Source organism: Thermomonas haemolytica, assembly GCF_004346265.1.
Lineage (GTDB): Bacteria > Pseudomonadota > Gammaproteobacteria > Xanthomonadales > Xanthomonadaceae > Thermomonas > Thermomonas haemolytica.
In genome coordinates this window covers 128409-146800 of sequence record NZ_SMAP01000003.1, presented here as the reverse complement: position 1 = coordinate 146800, position 18392 = coordinate 128409, and the positions used below count along the sequence as shown (strand labels likewise).

The 18392-nt window shown below is 73.2% G+C and carries 10 protein-coding genes; 3 read left to right on the top strand and 7 right to left on the bottom strand.

The features are described from left to right. Positions 1–13: 13 nt before the first annotated feature. From EDC34_RS05465 to mrcB, 4 genes are all read right to left on the bottom strand, one after another. Positions 14–496, bottom strand: coding sequence for a hypothetical protein (locus EDC34_RS05465; protein ID WP_132982858.1), 483 nt, complete (start codon positions 494–496; stop codon positions 14–16). 67 nt (positions 497–563) lie between these two features. Next, the gene (gene tsaB / locus EDC34_RS05460) at positions 564–1250 is read right to left on the bottom strand and encodes a tRNA (adenosine(37)-N6)-threonylcarbamoyltransferase complex dimerization subunit type 1 TsaB (protein ID WP_114959740.1); all 687 of its coding nucleotides are present in this window, start codon (positions 1248–1250) and stop codon (positions 564–566) included. Further along, positions 1247–3238 carry a DNA repair helicase YoaA gene (gene yoaA, locus EDC34_RS05455; protein ID WP_240311066.1) on the bottom strand — a complete coding sequence of 664 codons (1992 nt, stop codon included), beginning with the start codon at positions 3236–3238 and terminating at the stop codon, positions 1247–1249. Before yoaA ends, tsaB begins: the two co-directional genes overlap by 4 nt. Positions 3239–3245: 7 nt before the next feature. Then, complete coding sequence (gene mrcB, locus EDC34_RS05450; RefSeq protein ID WP_114959742.1) at positions 3246–5705, bottom strand: penicillin-binding protein 1B; 2460 nt, start codon at positions 5703–5705, stop codon at positions 3246–3248. A gap of 111 nt (positions 5706–5816) precedes the next feature. On the opposite strand from mrcB, the gene EDC34_RS05445 reads away from it, so the two are divergent. Next, positions 5817–7907 carry a glycosyltransferase gene (locus EDC34_RS05445; protein ID WP_114959866.1) on the top strand — a complete coding sequence of 697 codons (2091 nt, stop codon included), beginning with the start codon at positions 5817–5819 and terminating at the stop codon, positions 7905–7907. Between the two features lie 276 nt (positions 7908–8183). On the opposite strand, the gene EDC34_RS05440 is transcribed toward EDC34_RS05445, so the two are convergent. Both EDC34_RS05440 and EDC34_RS05435 read right to left on the bottom strand, forming a co-directional pair. After that, positions 8184–9680: a hypothetical protein gene (locus EDC34_RS05440; protein WP_114959743.1), complete on the bottom strand. Its 1497-nt coding sequence runs from the start codon at positions 9678–9680 to the stop codon at positions 8184–8186. Further along, positions 9677–11836, bottom strand: coding sequence for a RelA/SpoT family protein (locus tag EDC34_RS05435; RefSeq protein ID WP_114959744.1), 2160 nt, complete (start codon positions 11834–11836; stop codon positions 9677–9679). Before EDC34_RS05435 ends, EDC34_RS05440 begins: the two co-directional genes overlap by 4 nt. 111 nt (positions 11837–11947) lie before the next feature. Here EDC34_RS05435 and EDC34_RS05430 point away from each other — a divergent pair, with 111 nt between their 5' ends. After that, positions 11948–13729, top strand: coding sequence for a chloride channel protein (locus EDC34_RS05430; RefSeq protein WP_114959745.1), 1782 nt, complete (start codon positions 11948–11950; stop codon positions 13727–13729). A gap of 19 nt (positions 13730–13748) precedes the next feature. Here the strand turns inward: EDC34_RS05430 and hrpA are convergent, their stop codons facing one another. Further along, complete coding sequence (gene hrpA, locus EDC34_RS05425) at positions 13749–17702, bottom strand: ATP-dependent RNA helicase HrpA (RefSeq protein ID WP_425477449.1); 3954 nt, start codon at positions 17700–17702, stop codon at positions 13749–13751. A gap of 104 nt (positions 17703–17806) precedes the next feature. Here hrpA and EDC34_RS05420 point away from each other — a divergent pair, with 104 nt between their 5' ends. Next, entirely contained in the window at positions 17807–18343 is a 537-nt protein-coding gene (locus tag EDC34_RS05420; protein WP_114959746.1) for a Dps family protein, read from the top strand. Positions 18344–18392: the final 49 nt, after the last annotated feature.

Genomic DNA, 18392 nt, shown 5'->3' with positions numbered 1-18392 from the left:
GCCGCCCGCGGCCTCAGCGGTACATGCAGTCGACCAGCGCGTCCTCGTGCTTCACCAGCGCGTCGAGCGCCTTCTCCCACAGCCCCGCCGACTGCCCGAGCGGGACGTAGCCGCTGCCGTCGGCCTGGGCCAGTTCGAGACTGGATTCGGTGGCCTGGAAGTAGCCGTCGCCTACCTCCATCGCCAGCTTTGTGCGCAGCGTCTGGTTGGCGAAACTGGCGCGGAACCCGGTCAGCAGGGTGACCTGCAGCCGTCCCTGCTCGGCGTCCACCGCCTCCACGCTCACGCCCTCCTGCGCGGCCAGGCAAGCCTGCGCCTTCGCCACCAGCTGCTCGCGGCTGCCCGGCACCACGTAGCGCGACCCGTCCACCTTCAGGATCGGCTTGGCCTCCTGGCCGGTGTCGACTTCCAGTGTCCTGCCCTTGAACGGCACCTCCTCGGCGGACGCCGACGCCGCGGCCAGCGCCGCGACCAGCATCAGGATCCGAACCTTCACTCTCCCCCCCCTTGCACGTGGAACCTGCAGGGGAGAATAGCCAAAAGTCACGGCGTGGGGCGTGAACTCAGCCGCGCCGCGCCTGCTGCTGGGCCAGGGTGAGGGCGACCTCGTTGCGCAGGTAGGCCGGCTCCACCTGCTCCGGCGGCAGGCCTTCGCCACGGGCGAAGGCGGCAGCGGCCAGGTGTGCCACGTCGGCCGCATGCGGCAGGGCGGCGTCATCGGCCGCATGCAGGCGCGCGCCCATGCGTGCGCCCAGCATGCCGCCTGCGACCGCAAAGCCGGTGCCGGCACCGTGCCAGTCTTCGCCTTCGGGCAAGATCACCGCCTCCGGCGCGGCCACCTGCTCCGGCGCCAGCGGTTGCAGCCCCTGGCCATCCCACCCGAACGCGCCCAGATACACCTCGCCCATGCGCGCGTCGATCGCGGCCAGCCGGCGCGGGCCTGCGGCCTGCAGCGCCAGCGCGGCCAGGGTGGACACCGGCAGCAGCGGGCGGTCGAGGCCGAGCGCGATGCCCTGCGCGATCGCCACCGCCAGACGCACCCCGGTGAACGCGCCCGGGCCGCGCCCGAGCGCGATCGCATCCAGCTGGCGGCGCCGCAGGCCAGCCTCGGCCAGCAGCGCCTCGGCCCAGGGCAGCGCCAGCTCGGCATGCCGGCGCGGGGCGATGGCGAAGCGCTCGCGCACCTCGCCGTCGATGTAAAGCGCCACCGAACAGGCTTCGGTGGCGGTTTCGAAGGCCAGTAATTTCATCGCCCGGGATTATCCGCGAAGAACGCCTGCACGTCGGCCAGCGCACGGGTGCGCGGCAGCGGCGGCAGCGAGTCGAGGAAGATCCGGCCGTAGGATTTGCCCAGCAGGCGCGGGTCGCACAGCACCAGCACGCCGCGGTCGGTTTCGCTGCGGATCAGGCGACCGGCGCCCTGCTTGAGCGCGATCACCGCCTGCGGGATCTGCTCGTCATGGAATGGGGTGCCGCCGGCGCGGCGGATCGCCTCCAGCCGCGCCTCGAACACCGGGTCGTCCGGCGCGGCGAACGGCAGCTTGTCGATCACCACCACGCTCAGCGCCTCGCCGGCCACGTCCACGCCCTCGCGGAAGCTGGCGGTGCCCAGCAGCACGCCGTTGCCGGATTCGCGGAACTGCTGCAGCAGGACGTGGCGCGGCGCGCTGCCCTGCACGAACAGCGGCCATGGGCCATCGGCCAGCGCCGCGGCCGCCTCGCGCAGGGCGCGGTGCGAGGCGAACAGCAGGAACGCGCGCCCGCCCGAGGCCTCCAGCACCGGCCGCACCGCCGCCAGCACGGCCTGGCCGTAGTCGCGCATCGCCGGCTCCGGCAGGCTCGGCGGCAGGTAGCACAGCGCCTGCCGCGGCCAGTCGAACGGGCTGGGCTGGATCAGCTCGCGCGCGCCCTCCACCCCCAAGCGCTGCGCCAGATGGTCGAACCGGCCCGCCACCGCCAGCGTGGCCGAGGTGAACACCCAGGCCGCATGCGACTGCTCGCGGTGCGCGCGCAGCGGGGCGGAGACGTCCAGCGGCGTGCGCTGCAGGCGGAACCCGCGCGGGGTGAGTTCGTACCAGTGGACCTCGGGAGAGTCCTGCATGGAGGGCGAGGCGTCGGCGTCGAACGTCGGCTCCGACCCCGCGCGTCCGTTCCCCAGCCAGCGGCGCAGCCGCCCCAGTTGCTCCTGCGCGCGCGCGTGGCAGGCCTCCAGCCCGGGCGCCGCCTCGCGCAGCGGCGCAAGCGCGGCGTGCAGGCCCTGCAGCGCGTCCTCCAGGGTGTCCAGCGCCGGCTCCACGTCCACCCCGTCGCGTGCGCGCCAGGCGGTGCCGCGCTGCGGCAGGCTGTCCATCGCCGCCCGCAGCGCGCGGGTAGCCTGCTCCAGCGCCTGCGCCGGGGCCTGCAGCGCCGCCAGCGCGCCGGGCACGCCCTTGGCCTCGGCGATCGCATCGCGCGCCAGCTCCACCAGCGGGCGTGCGCCCAGTCCCTCGCCGAAGAACTGCGCCGCCAGCTCCGGCAGCTGGTGCGCCTCGTCCACCACGAACGCCTGCGCGCCCGGCAGGATCTCGCCGAAGCCTTCCTGCTTCAGCGCCAGGTCGGCCAGCAGCAGATGGTGGTTGACCACCACCAGGTCGGCTGCCTGCGCGCGCTGGCGCGCCTGCACCACGAAGCATTCGCTCCAGAACGGGCATTCGGTGCCCAGGCAGTTGTCGGCGGTGGAGGTCACCAGCGGCAGCAGCGGCGAGTCCTCGGCCAGCGATTCCAGCTCGGCCATGTCGCCGCTGCGGGTGCGCCCGCTCCAGGCCACCACGCGCTGGAACTGGCCGACCTGCTCGCGGGTGGTGAACCGCGGCTCGCCTTTGGCCTGCTCCAGCCGGTAGCGGCACAGGTAGTTGGCACGCCCTTTCAGCAGCGCGGTCTTCAGGCCCACGCCGAGGGCCTGGCGCACCCGCGGCAGGTCGCGCTGGTAGAGCTGGTCCTGCAGCGCGCGGGTACCGGTGGAGACGATGGTCTTCAGCCCCGACAGCAGCGCCGGCACCAGGTAGGCGAAGGTCTTGCCGGTGCCGGTGCCAGCCTCGGCCAGCAGCACCGCGCGCTGTTCGAACGCCTCCGCCACCGCCGCCGCCAGCCGCTGCTGCGCCGGGCGCGGACGGAAGCCCGGCAGCGCCCCGGCCAGCGCGGCCTGTTCGCCGAGCGCCTCGATCGTGGCGCGGGCCAGCCGCGATTCCGTTCCGGTCACGGCCCGGTCACGGCGTGGGCTGCGCCGGGGCCGGCGCGGGTGGCGGGGTCTTGGCCGGATCACCACCGCCGAAGAAATGCCGGAGGGCATCCCCGGCCCGCTGCAGCAGGTTGCCGCCGGGCACGTCGGCGGGCGGACTGACCGGATTGCCGAATTCGTCGAGTTCCACCGGCGGCGCGTACTGGCAGGGCTGGTAGGCCGGTGCATATCCCGCCACGAACGGGAACCGGCGCGCGCCCGGGCAATCCGCGTCGGTGCTCTGCCCGTCCAGCACCCAGCGCCATTCGATGCCGTCGGACGACAGCCGCAGCGGCGCGCTGGGCAGGCGCCGGAACACCTCCGACCACACCCGCATGCCGCCGGTGGCGCCGTACAGGCCGGTGGGCTGGTTCTGGTCGTTGCCCACCCACACCACCAGCAGGTGGTCGCCGGTGTAGCCGGCGAACCAGCTGTCGCGGCTGTCGTTGCTGGTGCCGGTCTTGCCGGCCGGGGCCAGGTGGCCCAGGCCTTGCGCCAGCAGCGCGCGCGCGGTGCCCGCGGTCACCACGTACTGCAAGGCATTGCCGACCAGGCGCGCGGCCACCGCGTCGCCCTTCTGCGCCGGCGGGGCGTCCTTGTCGTAGCGCTTGAGCGCGCGCCCCTGCGCATCCAGCACGCCGCGCACCGCATGCAGCGGCTGCACCTCGCCGCCGGAGGCGAGGAACTGGTAGAGCTGCGCCATCGCGTACGGGCTCTGGTCGATCGCGCCGAGGATCAGCGAGGGCTGCGGCGCGGCCTCGATCCCCGCCAGCGTGCGCAGAAGGGTAGCCAGCCGCGGCAGCCTCACCGCCATCCCCAGCCGCACCGTGGCCTGGTTGTAGCTCTGCGCCAGCGCGTCCATCAGGGTGACATCGCCGTGGCTGCGCCCGTCGGAATTGCCCGGGATCCAGCGCCTGCCGCCGCCCAGCCCCACCGTCACCGGGGCATCGCTGAGGGTGCTGGCCAGCGACCACTGCGCCGGCTGGGCCAGCGCCAGCAGATAGACGAACGGCTTCAGCAGCGAGCCCACTGGCCGCCGCGCATCCACCGCGCGGTTGAAGCCGGGTTCGGTGTACTGCCGGCTGCCCACCACCGCCAGCACGTCGCCGTCGTGCACGTCGGTCATCACCAGCCCCGCCTCCAGCGGCGGGCGGCCGCGCGTCTGCAGCGCGTCCAGGGTGTGCGCCACCGCGCCCTCGGCATAGGCCTGCGCGGACGGCGACATCCCGGTCATCACCGCCAGCCCGGCGCCGGAGATGGAATCGGCCGGGTAGTCGCGCGCCAGCTGCTTGCGCACCAGATCGACATACGCCGGGAACCGGTTGGCGGCGAGGTTGCCGGCGTTGCGGGTGACCCCCAGCGGGGCCTGCAGCGCGCGCCGGTATTCGGCCTCGCTGATCAGGCCGGTCTCGCGCATCTGCCCCAGCACGACGTTGCGGCGCTCCAGCGCGCGCTCGGGATTGCGCCGCGGGTTGTACCAGGACGGCCCTTTCACCATCCCGATCAGCAGCGCGATCTGCTCGGTGGACAGGTCTTTGAGATCGCGTCCGAACCAGAACTCGGAGGCCGCCGCGACCCCGCGGATCGACTGCGCGCCGCGCTGGCCCAGGTCCACCTGGTTGAGGTAGGCCTCGAGGATGGTGCGCTTGTCGTAGCGCGCCTCCAGCAGCAGCGCGAACAGGATCTCCTTGAACTTGCGGGTGAAGGTCTGCTCGCGGCCGATGCCGAGCAGGCCGCTGCGTGCCAGCTGCTGGGTCAGGGTGCTGCCGCCCTGACGGGTCTCACCCCCGGAGGTGAGGTTGACGAACGCGGCGCGCAGCATGCCGCTGAAGTCGATCCCGATGTGGTGGTTGAAGTCGCGGTCCTCCACCGCCTGCAGGCCGGTGATCAGCAGCTCCGGCACTTCCTCCAGCCGCACCAGCCGGCGCTCTTCCTGGTTCTGCCCGTACAGGGTGGCGATCCGCGCCGGGTCCAGGCGCGCGCTGCGCAGGGCCTGGCGGCGGCGCAGGTCGCGGATCGAGGCCACCTCATCGCCCGAGAGCACCACCTCCAGCACCGAGGGCGGCACCCGCCCGTCCACGTCGGCATAGCCACGGCTGGAAATCCGCCAACGCCCGCCGTCGCGCGCATAGGTGCCGGCGCGCTGGCCGTCGCCCTCGTGGTAGGCGGCGGCATCCAATTCCAGCTTCAGGGTCTGCGCGTCCAGCGCCAGCCCCTGGCGCAGCACCAGCGGGCGCGCGTACACCCGGGTCGGCACCTGCCAGCGCAGCTGGCCGAAGCGCACCCCGACCTCGTGGTTGAGGTACAGCAGGTAAGGCACCAGGAAGCCCAGCAGCAGGGCCACCGCCAGCAGCCCGGCGACCAGCAGGCGCCGCCGCCAGGGCGAGGCGCCAGTGTCGCCCGCCGCGTCGTCGTGCAGGTCGTCGTCTTCGTCTTGGATGCGGGGCATGGGCTGGGCGCGGGCGCGCGGATGCGACAATGGGGACCGTTTCGAGTCTAACCCAGCCCCTCGCGCCGGCCGCCTCCGCCGCGGTGGCCGGTCATGCAGGAGTTCAGCCGGATGCGATGGCGCGCGGATGCGCAATTCCAGTGGCGGCGCATGCTCGGCCTGGCCCGGCGCGGCTGGGCCAGCCTGCGCACACGCGGGCTGCGCGCCACCCTCGCCCGCCTGCACCGGCAATGGCAGCCGCCGCTGCGCCAGCCGCTGCCGCTGTACCTACTCGCGCCGGAGGCGTGCGCACCGCTGGCACTGGCCACCTCCGACACGCCGCGCGCCAGCCTCGTGATTCCGGTGCACGGCGGCTTCGCGCACACCCTGCGCTGCCTGCGCGCGCTGGTGGCGCATCCGCCGGCGACGCCGTTCGAGGTGATCGTGGTGGACGATGCCTCGCCGGACGACACCCTGGCACAGCTGCGCCGGATCACCGGTTTGCGCGTGCACGCACGGCGCGAAAACGGCGGCTTCATCGCCGCCTGCAACGACGGCGCGCGGCTGGCGCGCGGCGAGTTCCTGGTGCTGCTGAACAACGACACCGTGCCGCAGCCGGGCTGGCTGGAGGCGCTGCTCGGCACCTTCGACGCACATCCGGACGCGGGGCTGGTCGGCGCGCGGCTGGTGTATCCGGACGGGCGCCTGCAGGAAGCCGGCGGGGTGGTGTTCGCGGACGGCTCGGCGTGGAACTACGGACGCGGCGAGGATCCGCAGGACTGCCGCTTCACCTATCTGCGCGAGGCCGATTACGCCAGCGGCGCGGCGCTCGCGCTGCCCACCGCGCTGCTGCGCCAGCTGGGCGGGCTGGATGCGCGCTATGCGCCGGCCTATTACGAGGACACCGACCTCGCCTTCGCGGTGCGCGCCGCCGGACGGCGCGTTCTGTACCAGCCAGCGGCGACCGTGGTGCACGTGGAAGGCGCCACCGCCGGCACCGACCCGAACGCCGGCATCAAGGCCGCGCAGACGCGCAACCGCGGGGTGTTCGCGGCGAAATGGGCCCGCGCACTGGCGCAACAGCCCGCGCCCGGCACCCTGCCGACCCCGGCGCTGCTGCATGCGCGGCAGCCGCAGGTGCTGGTGATCGACGCCAACACCCCGCGCCCGGACCACGACTCCGGCTCGCTGCGGATGTTCGAACTGTTGCGCCTGCTGCGCGAGGAAGGCGCGCACGTGGTGTTCTGGCCGGCCAACCGGCAGGCCGATGCCGGCTACACCCGCGCCCTGCAGCAGCTGGGCGTGGAGTGCTGGCACGCACCGTGGGCGCCGCCGCTGCCGGCCTGGCTGCGCGTGCATGGCGCGCGCTTCCGGAGCGTGCTGGCCAGCCGCCACTACGTCGCCGCCGAATGCCTGCCGCTGCTGCGCAGGCACGCCCCGCAGGCGCGGCTGCTGTTCGACACCGTGGACCTGCACTTCCTGCGCGAGCAGCGGCAGGCCGAACTCTCCGGCGACGTGGGTGCGCGCCGCGCCGCCGCGCGCACCCGCCGCCAGGAGCTGGCGCTGGCGGCGGCGGCCGATATCACCCTGGTGGTCAGCGCGCACGAGCAGGCGCTGCTGCAGGCGGCGCTGCCCGGCGCACAGGTGGAGGTGCTCTCCAACCTGCACCGCGCGGGGCCGCCCGGGCCGGGATTCATGGCGCGACGCGATCTGCTGTTCGTCGGCGGCTTCCGGCATCCGCCCAACGTGGATGCGGTGTGCTGGTTCGTGCAGGCGGTGTGGCCGCAGCTGCACGCCGCCGATCCAACGCTGCGCTTCCACTGCATCGGTGCCGAGGCGCCGCCGGCGGTGCAGGCGCTGGCTTCGGTCGCGGGCGTGCAGGTGCACGGCCACGTGCCCGACCTGCAGCCCTGGCTCGACGGCTGCCGGGTGGCGGTGGCGCCGCTGCGGGTGGGGGCCGGCGTGAAGGGCAAGGTGAACCTGGCGATGGCGCAAGGCCTGCCGGTGGTGGCCACTCCACTGGCCGCCGAAGGCATGCAGCTGCAGGACGGCCACGACGTGTTGCTGGCAGCCGATGCGGTGGAGTTCGCACAGGCGGTGCTGCGCCTGCACACGGATGCCGCGCTGTGGCAGCGCCTGGCCGACAATGGCCGCACGCACGTCGCCCGCCACTTCTCGCCCGAGGTCGCGCGCCCGCGGGTGCGCCGCCTGCTGCTGGACTGAGCGCCCGCGGCGGCGAAATGGTGCGCGCCGAAAAGCGGCAATCGGGATGCCGCCCCGCCACGAACCCTCCCCCGTCCGTCTTGAGTCTGCCGAAGGAGGAACGGGGCTCACTCGCCCGTCCGTGGCTCGACAGGCTCACCACGAACGGGAACCGGGAAGCGCGCCCGCCACAGCGGCGAGCACGCTACAGGTGGGCCATACGCGGCAAAGTTTCCCCCCGTCCGTCCTGCACCTGGCGGAGGAGGAACGGGACACGCACGCCCGGTCTGGCAGCGCTCAGTGCAGGTCCTGCTGCACCCGCTGCAGGCGCTGGGCCAGTGCGGCGATGCCGGGCACGCTGGCATCCACTTCGCGCGCGCGTTGCAACGCTTCACGCGCGCCGGCCACGTCGCCGCCGCGCAGGCGTTCGTCGCCCACCGCCAGCCAGCGCTCGGCCAACCGGCGCTGTGCCGGCAGCAGGCCGGGGTCGTTCGGGGCCAGCAGACGCCAGACATCCAGACAGGCACGCGCGCGCGCCAGGTTGTTGTCGCGCAGGCCGGCGGACTGGCAGTTGCGCGCCGCATCGCGCATCGCGTCCGCGGCGGCCAGCACGTCCGGGTCCTGCGGGGCCAGCGCGCGCGCGGCGCGCAGGCGGTCCCAGGCGCTCTCGCCCGGCGGCGTGAGCCAGTGCCCGCGCGCCTGGGCGCGCTCTGCCTGCTGCAACAGGCGATGCAGGTGCGCGCGCGCATGCGCGGTCAGCGGCGCGCTGGAGGCCGGCGCTACGATCGGGCCCGGATGCAGGCGCTGGCGCAAGGCCTGCAGGCGATCCTCGGGCACGCCGGCGGCCGCCGCCAGCTCCAGCAGGTGGCGCGCCTGCGCGGTACGCCCGGCGCCGGCATCGCTCTTCGCCGCGTGCAGCAGGGCATCGCCGAGAGCCTGGCCGCACGGCTCCGGTAGCGGCGCCGGCAGCACCGGGCGCAACCCGTCGCAGAGCCGCGCCGCGGCTTCCGGCTGGTGCCGGGCCAGGCGCGCGCGCGCCTGGCGCAGGCGCTGTTCCACCGCGCGCGCCAGCCCGGCATGCAAGGCGGGCAGCGCGGGGAAGCCGGGATCGAAACGCTCCGCGCGCCGGATCAGGTCGGCGGCCTGGGCCAGGTCGCCGCGCGCCAGCGCCTCGGGCGCCGGGCGCAGCAGGTCCTGCAGCGCATCCTCGCGGCCTTCGAGCGCACGCTGGCTGCGCGGCGCACGCTGCAGCATCTGCTGGTACAGGGGCAATGCGGCCTGCGCGTCATCGTCCAGCCGCCCCTGCATCTGCGCCTGCCGCGCGCGCGCATACAGCGCGTCGAGGTCATCCCGCGTCTGGCGGGCGTCCAGCTTCGCCTGCAGCGCGTCCACCCTCGGCTTCGGTGCCTGCAGTTCGCGCGCCAGCTGCAGGGCCGCCTGCGCACCCGGCAAATCGCCCGCCTGCAAGCGCGCGTCCGCACGCGCCAGCGCCGCCTGCGCCACCCGATCCAGGCCGTCGCGGGCCTCCATCTGGTCGGGCTGCAGCGCCAGCGCGGCCTCGAACAACTCGCGCGCGCCGCTACCGTCCACCGCGCTCAGGCGACCCGCGCGCAAGGCCTGCTCGGCGCGCTGGCGCAGGGCGTCATAGCGCGGGTCCGGCCACAGCCAGCGGCCGAGCGGATCGCGCAGCATGACCAATGCCGCGAACAGCAGCAGCGCGCCGACGGCGGCCAGCACCAGCGTCCGCGCGGTCCGCGGCAGCATCTGCCAGCGCGTGCGCAGGGCGGGCCTCATGCGCGCCGCGCGGACTCCACGCCCGGCAGCGATTCCAGCCGCGCCAGCAGCAGCCCCAGCTGCTCGAAGTCGGCGATCCGCGCCTGCAGGCGGATGCGCACGCGCGCCGTGCCGGCGCGCAGTGGTTCGGTGTGCAGGCCGAGCACGTTCACGCCCAGCTGCGCCAGCAGGGTGGTGATGTCCTTCAGCAGCCACTTGCGGTCCACCGCCTCGATCCGCAGCGCCACCTCCTGCGCCGCCTGCGCGCGCCCCCATTCCACCGGCAGCACCCGCGCCGGCTCCTTGCCGGCCAGGCGCAGGAAGGCCGCGCAATCGGGGCGATGCACGCTGACGCCGCGTGCGCGGGTGAGATAGCCGACGATGGCCTCGCCCGGCAGCGGCTGGCAGCAGCGCGCCACCTGCACCAGCAGGTTGTCCACGCCCTGCACCGTCACCGCGCCGGTGCCGGGGGCGGCGGGCGCTGCCGGGCGCGGCGGCGGCGCGGGCGGCGCGGGCGGTTCCTGCGCGGCTTTCTCCAGTTCCAGCAGGGCGCGTCCGACCTGGCCGGGACCGACATCGCCCAGCGCCACCGCCACCAGCAGGTCGTCCTCGCTGTGCAGGTTGAATCTGGCCAGCACCGGCGCGAGGTCGGCGTGCAGCAGGCCCATCCGGCGCAGGTCGCGGTCCAGCAGCTCGCGGCCTTCGCGCAGGTTGTGGGCGCGGTCGAGCTTGTTGAACCACGCCCGCACCTTCTCGCGCGACCGGCTGCTGGCGAGGAAGCCGGCGCTCGGCTGCAGCCAGTCGCGCCGCGGCTCGGCCACTTTGCCGGTGAGGATCTCCACCCGCTCGCCGGTGCGCAGGACATAGGTCAGCGGCACGATCCGCCCGTCCACCTTGGCGCCGCGGCAGCGGTGCCCGACCATGCTGTGGATGGCGTAGGCGAAGTCGAGCACGGTGGCGCCCTGCGGCAGGTCCACCACCTCGCCCTTCGGGGTCAGCGCGTACACCCGGTCCTCGACCAGCTCGCTGTCGATGCCTTGCAGCGGGCTGGGATCGCCCTCGCCGGCGGCCTCGGCGGCCTGCTCCAGCAGCTTGCGCATCCACGCGATGCGCTTGTCCATCGCCGCCCCGCCGGCGCTGCCGCCTTCCTTGTAGCGCCAGTGCGCGGCCACGCCGAGCTCCGACTGCGCGTGCATCTCGCGGGTGCGGATCTGCACCTCCAGGGTCTTGCCCTCGGGGCCGATCACCGCGGTGTGCAGCGAGCGGTAGCCGTTCGGCTTGGGCCGCGCGATGTAGTCGTCGAACTCGCTGGGGATCGGCACCCACAGCGCATGCACCAGCCCCAGCACCGCGTAGCAGGCGGGGATGTCCTCCACCAGCACCCGCACCGCGCGCAGGTCGTACAGTTCCTCGATCGGCAGCCCCTTGCGCTGCATCTTCTTCCAGATGCTGTAGATGTGCTTCGGGCGCCCGGCCACGTCGGCCTGCACGCCCTGCGCGGCCAGTGCCTGCCGCAGCTGTTCCAGCACCGCGGCGATATAGCGCTCGCGCCCGGCGCGGCTGTCGTCCAGCGACTGCGCGATGCGCAGGTAGTCGGCCGGTTGCAGGATGCGGAACGCGAGGTCCTCCAGCTCCCACTTCAGCTGCCAGATGCCCAGCCGGTTGGCGAGCGGGGCGTGGATGTCGCGCGTCAATGCCGCCAGCGCCTGCTGCTCCGCGGCCGGCAGCCGCCACGCCGCGCGCATGCGCGAGAGCTGGCGCGCCAGCACGATCGGGATCACCCGCAGGTCGCGCACCAGCGCCAACAGCAGCCGGCGCATGCCCTCGGGATTGCGGCCGCCGCCGTGGTCGCGGTGCAGCGCCCACACCCGGCTGGCGGCGCGCTGGCCTTCCAGCAGCGCGCGCAGGCGCTCGGGCAGGGCGATCGCGGCCTCCGCTGCCAACGCCTCCACGTCCACCATTGCGTCCAGCAGCGCGGCGGCCAGCACCTCGGGGTCGGCATTGAGGGTGGCCAGGATCGCGAGGGTATCGGCCAGCACCTCGGGGCGGTCGCGCATCGGCGCCCCCGCCTGCGCGCGTGCCAGCCACAGCTGCGCCAGCGGCGCGGGCAGCGCGTCCGCGGGCAACCGCGCCAGCGCATCGGAAAAACCGGCAGGGGCAAGGGCGGCATTCGACATGCGCCTACAGTAGCCGCAGGCCCCGGCAGCGGCCAATGTGCGCCCGGCATCGTCATGCCGGGTGGCCTAGACTGTCCGGGTTCCAACCACTCCGGTGCCCTCACCGCTTCCATGCCGCCCCACACCGACCGGCTGTCCGCGCGCCAGCACGTGCGCTCGCTGGCATCGCTCGTGCGCGAGGTGTTCCGTACCCGCGACGGCGCATTCCTGCTGCTGGCACTGCTGGTGGGCCTGCTGGCCGGCGGGCTGACCCTGTTGCAGGAACACCTGGCCCACGCGCTGCAGGCCTGGTGGTACCGCCTGCCGGACGAAACCGTCCACCTGAGCGCATTGCCGCACGTGGCTCCGCCGCTGCTGCTGGCACTGCCACTGTGCGGACTGCTGGTCGGGCTGATCGGCCTGTATGCGCACCGGCGCCGCCGGCAGCTGGTGGACGCGGTGGAGGCGAACGCGCTGCACGGCGGGCGCATGTCGATGCGCGACAACCTGATCGTGTCCGCGCAGACCCTGCTGTCGAACGGCAGCGGCGCCTCGGTGGGGCTGGAAGCGGCGTACGCGCAGATGGGCGCGGGTGCCGGCTCGCAGCTTGGCCGCGTGCTGCGGCTGCGCCGCGCCGACATCCGCACCCTGGTCGGCACCGGCGCGGCGGCGGCGATCGCGGCCGCGTTCGACGCCCCGCTGGCGGGTGCGTTCTACGGCTTCGAGGTGGTGATCGGCGCCTACAGTCCAGCCGCGCTGGCGCCGGTGGCGGTGGCGGTGCTGGGGGCGGTGGCGGTGCGTGCGGCGCTGGGCGAGCAGCTCCCCATGCTGCCGGCGCCGGCCGGGATCGGGCTGGAGTTCGAGGATTACGCCCTGTACGCGCTGATCGGAGTGGCCAGTGCCCTGGTCGGGGTGGCGGTGATGCGCCTGGTCGGCCTGATCGAATCCGGGGTGAAGCACAGCGGCCTACCGTCCTGGCTGCGCCCGGCCATCGGCGGCCTGCTGCTCATTCCGCTGGCCATGGTGACGCCGCAAGTGATGTCGGCCGGGCACGGCGCGCAGCACCTGGACCTGACCGTGCAGCAGCCGCTGCAATGGCTGGCGATCCTGCTGGTGCTGAAGTGCCTGGCCTCGGCGATCTCGCTTGGCTTCGGCTTCCGCGGCGGCCTGTTCTTCGCCTCGCTGTTCACCGGCACCCTGCTGGGCGCGGTGTTCGCCAAGCTGGCCGCACTGGCGCTGGGGCAGCCGCCGCTGAACGAGATCGGCGCGGCGCTGATCGGCATGGCCGCGCTGTCGGCGGCGATCGTCGGCGCGCCGATGACGATGGCGATGCTGGTGCTGGAAAGCACCCACGATTTCGCCCTCACCAGCGCCGCGATCGCCGCGGTGCTGGTCTCCAGCGCGGTGACCCGGCGCATCTTCGGCTATTCGTTCTCGACCTGGCGCTTCCACCTGCGCGGCGCCGACATCAAGAGCGCGCGCGACATCGGCTGGGTGCACACGCTCACCGCCGGCAGCATGATGCAGCGCGCGCCCGAGATCCTGCCGGCCACGCTGACGGTGGCGCAGGCGCGGCAGCAGCTGCCGCTGGGCTCGGTACCGCGGGTGGTGCTGGTGGACGAACACCAGCACTACGCCGGCATCGTCGTATTGGCCGACCTGTATGCCGACCGGGTCAAGCCCGAGGCGCCGGTGCAGGATTACGCCCAGAACCGCGACGTGGCGCTGCCGGCGCATGCCGACGCGCTGGCGGCGATGCGCCATTTCGACACCACCCAGAGCGACGAACTGGCGGTGGTGGACGGCGACGGCCACGTGCTCGGGGTGCTGTCGGAACGCTTCGTGCGCAAGCGCTACGCCGAGGAACTGGAACGCCGCCAGCGCGAGCTGCTGGGCGAGCGGGTGGACGATTGAGGACGGGCCGCGGTGCGCCTCACCCCCGCAGGCGCAGCTGCTGGATGCGCGCGGCCAGGCGCTTCGCGGAGACCCCGCCCTTGGCGCCGAGCTCCTGCGCGAACAGCTGCACGCGCAGTTCCTCCAGCTCCCAGCGCAGCGCGCGCGCCTGCGGGTCGTCCGGATCGGCTGCCGCCAGCGCCTGCTGGAACGGCGCCAGCTCCAGCATCCGCGCCTGGTCCTTGCCGGGGTCGCGCTGGGCGCGCTCGGCGCGCAGCGCCAGCGCCTTCAGATAGCGCGGGTATTCCGCCAACACGTCGGCCGGGGTGTCGCGCAGAAAGCCCGGCGCGGCCAGCGCCTCCAGCTGCGCGCGCATGTCGTCGAGATTGGCGCGCGCCCAGCCGACCAGCTTCGATTCCAGCCTGGCGCGCACCTCCGCGACCAGGCCGAGGATGGTCTCGGCCTGGCGCAGCCGCTGCATCGCCTCGCCGAACAGCGCGCGGCCAATGGCATCGCGGCGCTGCCCGAACGCCTCGGCGTCGCGGATCTCCAGCAACCCCTCGGCCGTGAGCGCGGCGAACGCGCCCTCGACCAGGTCCGCGCGCAGGCGGTCGGCATCCTTCAGCCCGTCCGCACGCGGCGCGGCAGATTCGATGGCCGCATACAGCAGCGAGAGCTTCGGCTGCACCGGCAGCTGCTTGCGCGCCTGCTTGAGCTTGTCGGCCAGCGCGAGGGCCAAGAGCCGGCGCACGCCCTGCGGATGCAGGCGTTCGGCCACCTCGCGCTGGGCGTGCAGGGCCAGCGACACGCTGTCGCCCTCGTCCTGCAGGGCCGGATACGCCGGCACCCCGCCGGCACCCGGAACCGACACCGGGATTGGCGCGTCTGGGAACGCGGTCAACCCGGCCTGCGCCATGCCCTGCGCGGCGTGGCGCGCGAACGCCCGCGTGGCGCGTTCGCCGAAACGGGCGCGCAGCTCGTCGAGGTCGCGCGATTCGGCCAGCACCGCCTTGCCGTCCAGCAGGCGCAGGTTGGCGCGCAGGTGCGGCTCCAGTGCGGCCAGGTCGAAATCGGCGGCGGCGACCTCGACACCGGTGAGCTTCTTCAGGAAGCGCGCCAGCGCGCCTTCCAGGCTGTCGGCGTCCGGCTGCGGGAAGGCCTCCGCGAACGCATGCGCGAAGTCCGGCGCCGGCACGAAATTGCGCCGCAGCGCCTTCGGCAGCGACTTGATCAGCGCCGTCGCCTTGTCCTCCACGAACCCCGGCGCCAGCCACGACAGCCGCGCCGGATCCAGCGCATTGAGCAGGTGCAGCGGCACCGCCACGGTCATGCCGTCATCCGGCTCGCCCGGCGCGAAGCGGTACTGCACCGCCAGCCGCGCCTCGCCCAGGGTCAGATACGCCGGGAAGCGTACGGCATCACTTTGGTCCGCCACCAGCAGGTCCTCGCGCGACCATTCCAGCGCGGCTTTCTCGTCCTTCGCCAGCTTCGCGTACCAGGCATCCAGCGCCTGCGCGTTGTGCACGTGCGGCGGCAGCCGGTCCAGGTACCAGCGCGCCTGCCAGTCCTCGTCCACCACCAGGCCGACGCGGCGCTGTTTGGCCTCCTCCTGCCGGGCCAGCTCCAGCGTGCGCAGGTTGCGCGCGAGGAAGGCGCTGCGGGTGTTGATCTCGCCGGTCAGCAGCGCCTCGCGCACGAAGATACCGCGGCTCTCCTCGGGGAACAGCGCGCCGTAGTGCACCGGTTTCTTCGGCGCCAGCACCAGCCCGAACAGGCTGATCTGCTCGCTGCCGACCACCCGCCCCTGCGCGCGCGACCAATGCGGGTCGTGGTGGCGGCGTGCCAGCAGGTGCGGCAGCTCGGCGATCGCCCAGTCCGGCTCGATCGCGGCATTGGTGATCGCCCACACCTTCTCGGTGTCGAGCAAGGTCGCGGTGAGCAGCCACGGCGGCGGCTTGCTGGCGAGTTTCGAACCGGGGAACAGCTGGAACTTGCGCCCGCGCGGCCCCTCGTACTGGCCCTTGTCGGTGCGATGGCCCAGCTGGGTCGGCAACCCGGCGATCAGGGCGCGATGCAGCGCGGCGTAGGAGGCTGCGGAAAGGGCGTCAGGTTCGCTGTTTGCGGAAACCGAACCTGCCTCCCTTTCCGGCCACAGCTCCTCGCACTGCAGCTTCAGCTGGCGGTGCAGCTCCCACCATTCGCGCAGGCGCAGGAAGCCGAGGAAGTGCCTGTCGGCCCATTTGCGCAGCTGCGACTGCGTCATTTCCTCGTGTGCGTTGCGGTAGGCGTGCCACAGCTTGAGGATGCCGATGAATTCGGATTTCGCGTCGGCGAACTGCGCGTGCGCGACATCGGCGGCGGCGCGCGCATCGGCCGGGCGCTCGCGCGGGTCCTGGATGCCGAGGAAACTGGCGATCACCAGCATCTCGCGCGGTACGCCGTGCGCGTGCGCGGCCACCAGCATGCGCGCCAGCTTCACGTCCACCGGCAGCTTCGCCATCGCCTTGCCGATGGCGGTGAGCTTGCGGTGGGCATCCACCGCGCCCAGCTCATTGAGCTGCTGCCAGCCATCGGCGATCGCGCGCGCGTCCGGCGGTTCCAGGAACGGGAACTTTTCGATCTCGCCCAGGCCCAGCGCCAGCATCCGCAGGATCACCCCGGCCAGCGCCGCGCGGCGGATCTCCGGGTCGGTGAACGCAGGACGCGCGGCGAAGTCGGCTTCCGAATACAGGCGAAAGCAGGTGCCCGGCGCGATCCGGCCGCAGCGGCCGGCGCGCTGGTTGGCGCTGGCCTGCGAGACCGGCTCGATGTGCAATCGGTCCAGCTTCTGGCGCGGGCTGTAGCGCTTGACCCGGGCCAGGCCGGGATCGACGACGTAGTGGATGCGCGGCACCGTGAGCGAGGTTTCGGCCACGTTGGTGGCCAGCACGATGCGGCGCTGCGGCCCGGGATGGAACACGCGGTCCTGGTCCTTCGCCGACAGCCGCGCGTACAGCGGCAGCACTTCGGTGTGGCGGTACTTGCGGCGCTCCAGTGCCTGGTGGACATCGCGGATCTCGCGCTCGCCGGGCAGGAAGACGAGGGTGTCGCCGATGCCCTTCTCGCGCATGATCTCGTCGCAGGCGGCGACGATGCCGTCCACCAGCGTGCGCTGCCCGGCGTCTTCGCCGTCCTCCGCGCTACTCCCCTCGAGCGGTCGGTAGCGCACCTCCACCGGATAGCCACGGCCCTCCACGCTCACCACCGGCGCGCCGCCGAAGTGGGCCGCGAAACGCGCGGTGTCGATGGTCGCCGAGGTCACCACCAGCTTGAGGTCGGGCCGGCGCGGCAGCAGCTGCTTGAGGTAGCCGAGCAGGAAGTCGATGTTGAGGCTGCGCTCGTGCGCCTCGTCGATGATCAGGGTGTCGTACCTCGACAGCCAGCGGTCGCTCTGGATTTCCGCCAGCAGGATGCCGTCGGTCATGAACTTCACCGCGGTCTGCTCGCCGACCGCCTCGTTGAAGCGCACCTGGTAGCCGACCGCGCCGCCCAACGGCACCTGCAGTTCCTCGGCCACGCGCCGCGCCACCGAGCGCGCGGCCAGCCGCCGCGGCTGGGTGCAGCCGATCATCCCGGCGGCGCCGCGCCCGGCCTGCAGGCACAGCCGCGGCAACTGGGTGGTCTTGCCGCTGCCGGTCTCGCCGGCCACCACCACCACCGGGTGGCGGCGGATCAGATCGATGAGTTCCTCGGCATGCGCGGCGATTGGCAGCGCCGGGTCCACCGCGCCCGGCGCCGGCAGCGCGGCGACGCGGCGTTCACGCGCGGCCAGCGATGCTTGCAGGCACGCAAGGAATGCCGCGCGCGGCGCCTCCGCACCGGGCTGGGCCTGCCACTTCGCCAGCAAGCCCAACAGGCGGCCACGATCGCGCGCCAGCGCGGCCTCGATGGCGCGCCGGGCGTGGCGTGGGTCGGCGGGAAGCGCCGGCATGGGGGCGTGCTCGATAGGCTTCATGTATCGCGGGCAGCGGGCATTCCGATTTCAGATCGCAGGGCAACCGGCGTATTGTCGCCGCAAGCCCACCCCAAGCCCACCACGGGCACGACGAGGAGTCCGCCATGGCCAAGAAGAAGTCCGAGCACAAATCCGCCAAGACCGCCGCGCATGCCGACGGCAGCCGTGCGATCGACATCGGCATCGCCGCCGGCGACCGCCGCAAGATCGCCGAGGGCCTGGGCCACGTGCTGGCCGATGCCTTCACCCTGTACCTGAAGACCCACAACTTCCACTGGAACATCAGCGGGCCGATGTTCGACAGCCTGCACCTGATGTTCGAGACCCAGTACACCGAGCAGTGGAACGCGCTGGACGACATCGCCGAGCGCATGCGCGCGCTGGGCTACAACGCGCCCGGCTCGTACCACGAGTTCACCCGCCTCAGTTCGATCCGCGAGGAGCCCGGCCAGGCCGCCGCGCCGGCCTGGCACGACATGGTGCAGCAGCTGGTGGACGGCAACGAGGCGGTCTGCCGCACCGCGCGCAAGGTGCTCAAGACCGCCGACGACGCCGACGACGACCCCACCGTGGACCTGCTGACCCAGCGCCTGCAGACCCACGAGAAGTACGCCTGGATGCTGCGTTCGCTGCTGGAATAAGCCGTCCCCGACGGGCCTGCGCGCGGGGCCGGATGGTCCGGCCCCGCTC

Bases quoted from the DNA above. Each gene is read 5' to 3' on its own strand.
- EDC34_RS05445 (WP_114959866.1), top strand. From the start codon at position 5,817: ATGCGATGGCGCGCGGATGCGCAATTCCAGTGGCGGCGCATGCTCGGC.
- EDC34_RS05440 (WP_114959743.1), bottom strand. From the start codon at position 9,680: ATGAGGCCCGCCCTGCGCACGCGCTGGCAGATGCTGCCGCGGACCGCG.
- EDC34_RS05420 (WP_114959746.1), top strand. From the start codon at position 17,807: ATGGCCAAGAAGAAGTCCGAGCACAAATCCGCCAAGACCGCCGCGCAT.
- mrcB (WP_114959742.1), bottom strand. From the start codon at position 5,705: ATGCCCCGCATCCAAGACGAAGACGACGACCTGCACGACGACGCGGCG.
- EDC34_RS05430 (WP_114959745.1), top strand. From the start codon at position 11,948: ATGCCGCCCCACACCGACCGGCTGTCCGCGCGCCAGCACGTGCGCTCG.
- hrpA (WP_425477449.1), bottom strand. From the start codon at position 17,702: ATGAAGCCTATCGAGCACGCCCCCATGCCGGCGCTTCCCGCCGACCCA.
- tsaB (WP_114959740.1), bottom strand. From the start codon at position 1,250: ATGAAATTACTGGCCTTCGAAACCGCCACCGAAGCCTGTTCGGTGGCG.
- EDC34_RS05435 (WP_114959744.1), bottom strand. From the start codon at position 11,836: ATGTCGAATGCCGCCCTTGCCCCTGCCGGTTTTTCCGATGCGCTGGCG.